The sequence below is a fragment of the Actinosynnema sp. NPDC059335 genome (genome assembly GCF_042752395.1).
In the GTDB taxonomy this organism is placed as follows: domain Bacteria; phylum Actinomycetota; class Actinomycetes; order Mycobacteriales; family Pseudonocardiaceae; genus Actinosynnema.
Genome location: NZ_JBHYXZ010000232.1, coordinates 1 through 10,214, shown reverse-complemented (window position 1 = coordinate 10,214; position 10,214 = coordinate 1). Strand labels below are relative to the sequence as shown.

General features: G+C 75.0%; 9 protein-coding genes. All 9 read right to left on the bottom strand.

The genetic code is table 11. The features are described from left to right. Window positions 1–145: 145 nt before the first annotated feature. On the bottom strand, window positions 146–808 hold the full coding sequence (locus tag ACFXGA_RS37995) for an ABC transporter ATP-binding protein (RefSeq protein WP_378097309.1): 663 nt from the start codon (window positions 806–808) through the stop codon (window positions 146–148). Continuing rightward, window positions 790–1,725 carry an ABC transporter ATP-binding protein gene (locus ACFXGA_RS37990; RefSeq protein ID WP_378097306.1) on the bottom strand — a complete coding sequence of 312 codons (936 nt, stop codon included), beginning with the start codon at window positions 1,723–1,725 and terminating at the stop codon, window positions 790–792. Before ACFXGA_RS37990 ends, ACFXGA_RS37995 begins: the two co-directional genes overlap by 19 nt. Further along, entirely contained in the window at window positions 1,722–2,609 is an 888-nt protein-coding gene (locus ACFXGA_RS37985; RefSeq protein WP_378097303.1) for an ABC transporter permease, read from the bottom strand. The genes ACFXGA_RS37990 and ACFXGA_RS37985 overlap by 4 nt, the downstream gene beginning before the upstream one ends. Continuing rightward, window positions 2,602–3,630 carry an ABC transporter permease gene (locus tag ACFXGA_RS37980; protein ID WP_378097300.1) on the bottom strand — a complete coding sequence of 343 codons (1,029 nt, stop codon included), beginning with the start codon at window positions 3,628–3,630 and terminating at the stop codon, window positions 2,602–2,604. Before ACFXGA_RS37980 ends, ACFXGA_RS37985 begins: the two co-directional genes overlap by 8 nt. Continuing rightward, window positions 3,627–5,204 (bottom strand): ABC transporter substrate-binding protein, encoded by a 1,578-nt coding sequence (locus ACFXGA_RS37975; RefSeq protein ID WP_378097298.1) that lies wholly within the window; start codon window positions 5,202–5,204, stop codon window positions 3,627–3,629. Before ACFXGA_RS37975 ends, ACFXGA_RS37980 begins: the two co-directional genes overlap by 4 nt. A 304-nt stretch (window positions 5,205–5,508) precedes the next feature. Then, window positions 5,509–6,618, bottom strand: a complete 1,110-nt coding sequence (locus tag ACFXGA_RS37970; RefSeq protein ID WP_378097294.1) for an arabinogalactan endo-beta-1,4-galactanase — start codon at window positions 6,616–6,618, stop codon at window positions 5,509–5,511. 157 nt (window positions 6,619–6,775) lie between these two features. Continuing rightward, the gene (locus tag ACFXGA_RS37965; RefSeq protein WP_378097291.1) at window positions 6,776–8,008 is read right to left on the bottom strand and encodes an MFS transporter; all 1,233 of its coding nucleotides are present in this window, start codon (window positions 8,006–8,008) and stop codon (window positions 6,776–6,778) included. A gap of 5 nt (window positions 8,009–8,013) precedes the next feature. Next, window positions 8,014–9,273 (bottom strand): diguanylate cyclase, encoded by a 1,260-nt coding sequence (locus ACFXGA_RS37960; RefSeq protein ID WP_378097288.1) that lies wholly within the window; start codon window positions 9,271–9,273, stop codon window positions 8,014–8,016. Between the two features lie 431 nt (window positions 9,274–9,704). Then, window positions 9,705–9,998 (bottom strand): chorismate mutase, encoded by a 294-nt coding sequence (locus ACFXGA_RS37955; RefSeq protein ID WP_378097285.1) that lies wholly within the window; start codon window positions 9,996–9,998, stop codon window positions 9,705–9,707. Window positions 9,999–10,214: the final 216 nt, after the last annotated feature.

The following is a 10,214-nucleotide window of genomic DNA, read 5'->3' as shown; positions in this document are numbered from 1 at the left end:
GCGTTCTCCGACCGCCACCGCCCGGCCGTTCGCGGACGCCGCCGGCCGGCCGGCCGGTTCGCGGACGCCGCCGGTCCGGCCGGCCGGTTCCGGGATGCCGTCGATCCGGCCGGCCGAGGTCGGCGGGTTCCGGGATGCCGCCCAACTAACCGGCCGCGGGGGAGCCCACGGTCACCACGTCGTCGGCCCAGCGGTCCAGCAGCACGGCGTCGTGCGAGACGGCGAGCACGCCCGCGCCGGTCCGCCGCTGGTAGTCGCGGATGACCCCGACGAGTGCCGCGGTGGTGGAGGCGTCGAGCATGGTGGTCATCTCGTCGCACAGCAGGTAGTCGGGGCGCAGCGCGAGGGCGCGGGCCAGGCAGGCGCGTTGGAGCTGGCCGTCGCTGACCTCGTGCGGGCGGCGGAGCAGCAGTTCCGGCGTCAGCATCACCAGGTCGGCCAGTTCCTCCACGGCGTCGACCGGGCGGCCGTTGGCGCGCAGCGGTTCGGCGATGGCCGCCCGCAGCGTCAGCCGCGGGTCGACCGACAGGCGCGGCTGCTGGAACAGGACGCCGATGCGGGTGCGGGTGGCCCGCGGCGCGCGGTGCCGGTAGCCGGTCACGGGCACGCCGTCGAGGCGCACGACCCCGGCGAACGGCCGGTGCAGCAGGGCCAGCACGCGGGCCAGCGTCGACTTGCCGCTGCCGCTCGGACCGGCCAGGCCCACCGTCCGTCCCGGGTGGACGGTCAGGCTGAAGTCCGTGAGCACCGGGTGGCGGCGGTCGTAGCCGGCGGTGATCGCGTCGGCGGTCAGCACGGCAGGTGGCACGCGACGGCGTGCTCGCCGTCGGTGAGGGTCGGGCGCGAGGCGCACACGGCGGCCGCCTGCCGGCAGCGCGGCGCGAACGCGCAGCCCGGCGGCAGGTCGGTGAGCAGCGGCGGCTGGCCGGGGATCGGGGTGAACGCGCGGTCGGGCAGGGCGTCGACCAGGCCGCGGCTGTAGTGGTGGCGCGGCGCGTCGAGCACCGCGCCCGCCGGCCCGACCTCGACGACCCGCCCGGCGTACATGACCGCGATCCGGTCGGCGACGCGCTGGGCGGCGGCCAGGTCGTGCGTGATGAGCAGGACGGCGCGGCCGTCGGCGACCATGCGGCGGAACTCCTCGATCAGGCCGTCGACCAGGTGCCGGTCGAGGCCGGTGGTGGGCTCGTCGGCGATCAGCAGCCACGGGTCCCCGACCAGCGCGAGCGCGTTGGCGACGCGTTGCGCCATGCCGCCGGACAGCTCGTGCGGGTACCGGTCGAGGTCGTCGGGGGAGAGGCCGGCGCGGGCGGCGACGCGGTGGGCCCGGTCGCGCGGCGAGGGGTCGTCCGGGTGGTGCACCCGCACCACCTCTTCGAGCTGGGCGCGAGCCGTGCGCACGGGGGTGAGGTGGGCCGCCGGGCTCTGCGGGACCAGGCCGATGCGCCGGCCGCGGACCGTGCGGGCGAGCACCGCGTCGGACGTGCCGAGCAGGTCCAGCGGGGGCCCGTCGCCGGTCAGGGTGGCCGTCCCGGAGGTCTGGGCGTTGCCGGGCAGGAACCCCAGCAGCGCGTTGGCCAGCACGCTCTTGCCGCAGCCGCTCTCGCCGACGAGCGCGACGCACTCGCCCGGCCGCACCCGCAACGACACGCCGTCCACGGCCGCGACGGTCGCGCCGGGCAGGCGGAACCGCACGGACACCCGGTCGAGCACCAGTTCGGTCACCACGACAGCTCCGACCTGCGCCGGGGGTTGAGCCGGTCCCGCCACACCCCGCTCAGCCCGGACACGGCGAGCGTGGCGGCGACGAGGACGACGCCCGGCGCGAGCGACATCCACCAGCCGCCGGAGAGCAGCGACCGCTGCGCGTCGTTGATCATGTTGCCGATGCTGGCGGAGTGCGGCGGCAGCCCCAGCCCGAGGAACGACAACGCGGTCTCGTGCCACACCGCGTGCGGCACCATCAACGTGGTGGCGAGCAGCACCTGGGGCGCGATGTTCGGCAGCAGGTGCCGGACGAGCACGCGGGTGCGGGACGAGCCGCCGACGACCGCGGCGTCCACGAACGGGCGGCCGCGGAGCGACAGGATCTCCGAGCGCGCGATCCGTGCCGAGGTCAGCCAGTGCGTCAGGCCGATCGAGATCACCACGGCGGTCAGGCTGGGCCGCAGCACCGCCACGATCACGATCCCGAGCAGCAGGTGCGGCACCGACGCCACCGCGTCGACCAGCCGCATCAGCACGCGGTCCAGCCAACCGCCGACCGCGCCCGCGAGCGCGCCCACGGCCGTGCCGACCACGGACGAGATCAGCGCGGCGAACAACCCGACGCCCAGGGACACCCGCAACGCGTAGACGCAGCGCAACAGCACGTCCCGGCCCAGTTCGTCGGTGCCGAACGGGTGCGCCGGCGACGGCGGCAGGGAGGCCGACGCGAGGTCCACGTGCTGCTGGTTGAGGTCCACCACGAGCGGCACCACCAGCGCCGCCGTGACCAGGACGCCCAGCACGACCGCGGCGGGCACCAGCCGCCGCCGCGGTGACCGGTTCGTGCTCGCGGCGGCGACGCGTGACCGCGGCGCCGGCCGCCACACCCGGCTGTCAACCATCCAGGCCCACCCTCGGATCGGCCAACGCGTACAGCACGTCGGCGAGCAGGTTGCCGAGCAGCACCACCGCCGTGGCCAGCACGGTGAGCGCGCCCAGCAGCGCGAAGTCCACGTCCAGCGCGGCGTCCACGGTCGCGCGGGCGATGCCGGGCCACGAGAACACGGTCTCCACCAGCAGCGCCCCGGTGATCAGCTCGGGCAGCCGCGCGCCCAGCAGGGTCAGGAACGGCAGCAGGGACGTGCGCAACGCGTGCCCGGACACCACCAGGTGGTCGGGCAGGCCGCGCGACCGCGCCCCGATCACGTGGTCCGAGGTGAACGACTCCAGCAGGCCCTGCCGGACGAACAGCACGTACCAGGGCGCGTGCGAGAGCGCGAGCACCGACACCGGCAGCACCAGGTGCCGGGCGACCTGGCCGACGCCGAGTTCCGCGCCGGGGTCGGTGAGCCCGCCGCCGGGCAGCCACCGCAGTTCGAGCGCGAACACGGACAGCGCGGCCAGGCCGAGCCAGAACACCGGCGCGGCCTCCAGCACGTAGGCCACCGCCGTGATCGACCGGTCCAGCCACCCGCCCTGCCGCCACGCCGCCAGCGTCCCGAGCACCAGCCCCAGCAGCAGGGCCAGCGCGAACGCGAGCGAGACCAGGAGCACCGACCAGCCGAGCCGCTCCCCGATCACCTGCGCCACCGGCTGCCGCAGCGACAGCGAGTCGCCGAAGTCGCCGGTGACCGCGTGCCGCAACCACGCCAGGTACTGCTCCACCACCGGCCGGTCGACGCCCCAGCTCTCCCGCACCAGGGCGACCCGTTCCGGCGACGCGCCGATGATCCGCACCCCGAAGTAGCGCTCGACCGGGTCGAACGGCGACGCCTTGGCCAGCACGAACAGCGCGAACCCGACCAGCGGCACCACCAGGACCGCGAACCCGAGCCGGCGCAGCACCAGCAGGCCGACCGCGCGACCGCGGCGGCGCTTCCGCGCGGACTTCGCCGGGGTCGCCGCCACCGGGGTCGTGGTCACGGCTTGGGCGTCCAGCGCTCGAGGTTCCACCACACGGCGTGCACGAGGCCGTGGTCGTGCGGCTCGACCTGCTCGACCTGGCCGTCCCACCGGTCCCGCAGCACGTAGGTGTGGTCGAGGAACACCAGGAACGCCCAGGCCGGGTCGGCGGTGTAGGCGCGCTGGAGGTCGGCGTAGGCCAGCTTGCGCGTGGCCGGGTCCGTGCTCTGCCGCCCGGCGTCCAGCGCCCGGTCCACGGCGGGGTTGCGGTAGAGCGTCATGTTCACGTAGCCGGGCGCGCCGGCGTACCGGGAGTGCAGCAGCGTGTAGGCCGCCGTGTCCGGGTCGTACGGGTCGCCGCCGCCCCAGACGCTCGCCGCCTCCCGCTGCCGCTGCACCATCAGCTCGAACGTCGTGGCCTCGACCGGCGCGTCCACGCCCAGCTTCGCGATGTCGCTCGCGGTCGCCAGCGCCAGCTCCTTGCGCAGCACGTCCGCCGCCGGGTACAGGATCGGCAACCGGGCGGGCTGCCCGTCCTTCGAGCGGGCGCCGTCCGGGCCCTTGCGCCAGCCCGCCTCGTCCAGCAGCCGCCCGGCTTCGGCCGGGTCGTGCGGGAACGTGGCGATCGGGTCGTACCAGTCGGCCAGGTGCGGCGAGATCGGCGTCGCGGCCGGCTTGCCCGCGCCCGCGAGCACGGCGTCGATCATCGCCTGCCGGTCGAGCGCGAGGTTGATCGCCCGCCGCACCCGCGGGTCGGAGGTGAACGGCAGCTCGGACGGCAGGCCGAGGCCGCGGTAGTCGGCGGACGGGTTGCGCACGACCCGGTAGCCCGGCCGGTCGGCGTAGGACTTCACCAGCTTGGGCGGGAGCACCGTGCCGTCGAACTCCCCGGCCGCCATCCGCGTGGCGCGGGCGTTGTCGTCGGGCACGAACACCACGGTCACGGTCTTGATCGCGGGCGCGCCGCCCCAGTAGCCCTCGTTGGCCTCGAGCACGATCCGGTCGCCCTTGCGCCACTCCGCCACGGTGTACGGGCCGGTGCCGATCGGGGCGGTGTTGAACGGCGCGCTGTCGACGTCCACGCCGTCGAACGCCTTGCGCGGGACGATGCCCAGGGTGAGCTGCTGCGCGAAGGGCGCGTACGGGTAGGACAGGCGGAACACCACGGTCCGGTCGTCGGGCGCGGTCACGTCGGCCACGGCGTCGAACCGCGACGCGATGGTGGAGCCGTTGTCGCCGTCCAGCACGGCGCGGTAGGTGAACACCACGTCCTGGGCGGACAGCGGCGTGCCGTCGGTGAACGTGACGCCCTCGCGCAGGGTGGCGGTCCAGGTGAGCCCGTCCGCCGAGACGGTCGGCACCTCCCGCGCGAGGCCGGGCACCAGGTGCAGGCGGGCGTCGCGGGCCACCAGGCCGTCGAAGATCTTCGACGCGCCGTCGGGCGCGTAACCCAGGATCGGGTTCAGGTTCTCCGGCTCGCCGCCCGCGCCGATCACGATCGACCGCCCGTCGTCGCCCGCCCCGCCGCCGTCGGGCGACGTGCACCCGGCGGCCAGCGCGACCGCCACCACGACACCGATCAGCAGCCGTCGCACGCACATCACCTCGGCAGGGAAGGTCAACTATTGCCAGTCGCAGCTAACAGCAAGTCAGTTGCAACAGCAAGACCGATCTTCGCGTTGGCGGTGGTCGCGGACATCACACCGGTGGTTCGGCTTGTCGGCCCTTGCCCCGGTGAGCGGCCCTTGCCTCGCCGCCGGGCGGCATCCCGGTGAGCCGCAAACGGCCGAGTGGGGGGTGTCCAGCCGCACCGCTCCCGGCGGCCGGCGTCGGACCGGCTCGCGCGATCGGCGACCGGTTCGGGTGGACGGCGCCACGGCACCGCCCACCCGGGCCGCGTCACGGGGTCCAGCGCACGTGGGGGTTGATCCGACCCGTCCAGTTGAAGATCGCCATGTTGTCCCAGCCGTTGCCGCTGCCGTTGATGTCGGCGGGGTCCCAGCCGTTGCCCGGCACGGCGTACCAGGTGGGCTCCCAGTAGAAGACGCCGATCGCCCCCGCGTTGCGGGCCGTGTTCTGCACGTGGGCGAAGTTCGTGGCCTGGCCCTCCCACGACATCGCGTAACCCGAGCACCCGGTGGTGATGGAGTTGCCCGTGCCGTCGGCGTTGCCGGTGGTGAAGGGGTAGGCGGTCTCGGCCAGCACGACGTCCTTGCCGTACCGGGAGCGCATGTCGGCGATGACGTTGTACAGGTTGCTCAGCGTGCCGTGCCACATGCAGTAGTACGACAGCGCGGTGATGTCCCAGGCGACGCCCTTGGACCTGATGCCGTCGTAGAACCAGCGGGCGTGGTCGAGGCTGTCGGCGTTCGCCGTGTGGATCATGACCTTGGTGCCGCCGTTGCACGCCTTGGTGGCGTTGTACCCCGCCTTGAGCAGGAGGCTGAGGTTGGTGAAGTCGTTGTTGACGACCTTGCCGTCGTTCCACAGCATGCCGACGTTGATCTCGTTGCCGATCTGCACGCTGTCCGGCGTGGTGCCCTGTGCCTTGAGGCTGGTGCACACGTCGTAGGTGTAGTTGTAGACGTCGGTCTGGAGCTGGGCGATGCCGTGGTTGGCCCAGGCCGCCGGCTTGTACTGCTTGCCCGGGTCGGCCCACGTGTCGGAGTAGTGGAAGTCGACCAGCAGCTTGAGGCCCTTGGCCTTCACCGTGCGCGCGTACTGGAGGACCTTGTCCTTGTTGTTGTAGCCGCTGCGCGGGTTGTTCCAGACCCGCAGCCGGACGTAGTTGACGCCGACGCCCTTGAGGATGTCGAGCGGGTCGCGGGCGACGCCGGAGCCGTCGTAGAACTTCGCGCCGAGGTCCAGGGCGCGTTGGGCGGTCGAGACGTCGGCGCCGAGCATGCCGAGCGTGCCGGCCGCGGAGACGGCCGGGGTGAGCGTGGTCAGCGGCAGCACGGCGGCCGCCAGGGCGAGGGCGGCCTGAGCCGCCCGGATGGGTCCGGACATCCGATCTCCTTTGATCGACGGTGCGGTGCCCGCGGCGGACGGACTGTGAACGTGCACAATATGAAAGCGCACCGCGATGGCCGGCTCAAGCCCTGACTGACCCCAAATGCTGGGAACGTGCACAAACCCGCGCCGGCCCCGGCGGGGGAAGTGCGGCTCAGCGGGTGGTCGCGTGCCCGGCGCGGGTGGCTCCGCTGCGACGCCACAGGACGGTCACCGCCAGGGCGGCGAGCACGCCGAGCACCCCGCCGCCCGCCACCACGTGGTGCGGCGCGGCCTGCTCGGCGGCGAGCCCGGCGGCGGCCACCCCGAGGCCCTGGGCGATCTTGAGCGCCGTCACGGCCAGCCCGTAGACCTGCCCGCGCGCCGCGTCCGGCGTCCACAGGGCGAAGGTGGGCGAGGCGATGGCGTGGTAGCTGGACGCCGCGCCGGACGCGAACAGGAGCACCACCAGGACCACCAGACCGGGGTCCAGGAAGCCGAGGACCAGCGGCGCGCTCGTGGCCACGGCGAGCGCGGGCAGGGCGCGCAGCTGGGTGGCCTCCGGCAGCGCGGCCACGACCAGGCTCGCCAGGGCGCACCCGGCCGGGAAGGCGGCGAACAGCAGCCCGGCCGCGACCGGGCCGCCGCCGAGCCGGTCCGCCAGCGGCACGGCCAGCGCCTCCCCGCTGATGTAGAACGCCGACAGCGCGGCGAAGGCGACCAGCGCGAGCAGCCGCCGGTCGCGCCACACCAGGACCGCCCCCGCCGTCACCGAACGCCACCACCCCGGCCGCTCCGGCGCGTCGCCACCGGCCGCGGGCCGGGGCCGGACCCACCGCGCCACGATCGCGGCCGACACCGCGAACGACGCGGCGTCCAGCAGGAGCACCCCGCTCGTGCCCACCGCGAGGACGAGCACGCCCCCGGCGGCGAACCCGACCACCTGGGCGGCCTGGCTCACGGTCGACAGCGCGGCGGCGCCGGCGCGGAACGCCGGGCCGGGCAGGATGTGCGGCAGCAGCGCGGTCCGGGCCGGCACCGCGGGCGCGCCCGCCAACTGGAGCAGCACGAGCAGGCCGCACACGGCGGGCCACGGCAGCGCGGGCACGGCCATGAGCGCGACCAGCGCCGCCCGCAGCACGTCCGAGCACACCATCACCGCCCGCCGCGGGTACCGGTCGGCCAGCCCCGCCAGCAGCGGTCCGCCGACCAGGTCGGGCAGGAACGTCAACGCGTAGGTGATCGCCGCCCACGCCGGGGAGCCGGTGTCGCGGAACACCAGCACGGTGAGCGCCACGCGGGCGAACTGGTCGCCCGCCGTGGAGACGACGTGCGCGACGAACAGCGCGCGGTACTCGACCGAGGCGAACACCCGGCGGTAGCCGCGCCCACCGGCCCCCTCCGCCATCCCGGTCAGCCGACGGCGCCGGCCGGGGCGGTCTCGACCCGGTCCCGTCCGTTGTTCTTCGCGCGGTACAGGGCGGTGTCGGCGGCCAGCAGCAGCCGGTCCACGGTGTCGCCGTGCGGCGGGAACGCCGCGACCCCCAGCGACGCGGTGATCCGCAGCTCGCCCCCGTCGTCGAACCCGGCGTCGGGCAGGTCGGTCAGCGGCGTCCGGACTGCGGCGCGGATCCGTTCCGCGACCTGCCGGGCGACGACCGGGTCCGCACCCGGCAGCAGCACCACGAACTCCTCACCGCCCCACCGGCCGACCAGGTCGGCGTCGCGCACCTGGCGGCGCAGCACCGCCGCCACGGCCCGCAGCGCGTGGTCGCCCGCCAGGTGGCCGCGGGTGTTGTTGATGTGGCTGAAGTGGTCCAGGTCGAGCAGGAGCACCGCCATCGGCGTGCCCGTGGCCTTGGCGCGGCCCAGCTCGGCGGCGGCCCGCTCGCTCCACGCCACGGAGGTCAGCGTGCCGGTCTTGCCGTCCACCCGGGCGGCGGCGCGGTAGACCGGGAGCAGCAGCCCCAGGTGCATGCCCAGCATGGTGACGACCAGCACCGGCACCACCCACGGCGCGGTCACCAGCACGACCGCGAGGCCCGTGCCCAGGCCGATCGACGCGGCGATCACCAGCTGCTGGCTCAGCGGGCCGAGCACGTCGCGACCCGGCCGGGCGGGCGTGGACAGCAGGATCGCGCCGACCACCAGCGCGAGGTTCACCAGCCAGTACGCGACCCCGGCCGCCACCAGCGCGCCGAGGTCGACCGGCCCGGTGAGCTGCGCGGCGTGCGGCGTGGTCGGGTCCGGGTGCACGGCCAGCAGGATCGCGCCCGCCGACCAGCACGACAGCAGCACCGTCGCGGCGGAGAAGACCTTGCGGTGCAGCGGGCTGCGCCGGTAGATCCGCACCCACCCGTAGCCGTAGCTCACCACGACCAGCGCGGCCAGCAGCGGCGGCGGGAGCACGAGCACGCCCGCGAACAGCCAGATCGACTGCGGGTGCGCGTACGGGCTGCCCTCCGCCGCGACCTCCCGCACCCGCTCCAGGCCGCGGGCCGCCTCGAAGTGCACGACCGCCGCGCCGGCCAGCAGCCCGAACCACGCCCAGTGCCGTCCGGTCACCGGGGTCAGCGTCGCGACGGCCGCCACCGCGGCCACCGCCACGACCTCCACGGCCAGCACGTAGACCAACACGACGCGCGGCAGCCGCCACAGCGACCAGCCGCACAACCACCCCAGAGGGGATGCGCGCCGTCGTCGTTCGCCAGCGACCATATGGGTGTCACCGCCTCACACAAGGTGATGACACCGTAACCAAGCCCTCACGCACAGTCGAGCACCCCTGGAGACGAGCATGACCACCGTCACGATCACCACCACCGGCCGGCCCAACGACTGGCGCCTCGGTCGCCCGAACGACTGGCGACGCTGAACCCCTCCGGCCCGGCCGTCACCCCCGCTTCGCACGGCCGGGCCGACCAGCGGGAACACCGCCACGACCGGTCGGTCGACCCCGCGCCGCCCCGTCGTGGCGGCCCGCCGCCGGCGCACCCCCGCCGTCACCCTGACAGGTGATCAACTTCCGGGGCACGTCGACCGACACGCGCCGTCACCGGCCCCGGCCCCCCGGCTTCGGGGGTCCGCCGCGCGGCCGAACGCGGTCACGGCACCGGCACCGCGTCCGACGGCGACGGCAGGTCCACGCCCCGGCACAGGCCGAGCACGGCCGCGGCGACGATCGAGCCGCCCTCGCCCAACCCGTCGAGGTAGCGGCGCACGACCACGCGCTCCCGGGCCGGGTCGCCGGCCGGGCCGCCGCCCGCCACGCGCTCCCGCTGGACCTGCCAGGACAGGTCGCGGCGCAGCGCGAGCAGGTGGATCAGGGCGCGGTCGAGCTGGTCGATCCGGTCGCGGTGCTCCGAGGTGGTGGCGCGGTGGGTCGAGTGGTCGGCCATGGCGACGGGGCTCCCTTCGACGGTCCGCCCGGTCGGGCGGTCGGCGGCTCTGCGGGACGCGGGACCACCGGTCACGGTGCGCCGGACACGGCCAGGTCGCCGTCGCGCACGTCGACGGCGGCGGCGCGGGCCCCGCGGGGCGGCCGGCGGGGGGGGCGCGGTGCGGGGGGGGGGGCGGGGGGGGGCACCGCGACCCCGGGGGGCGGCCGCCCCCCC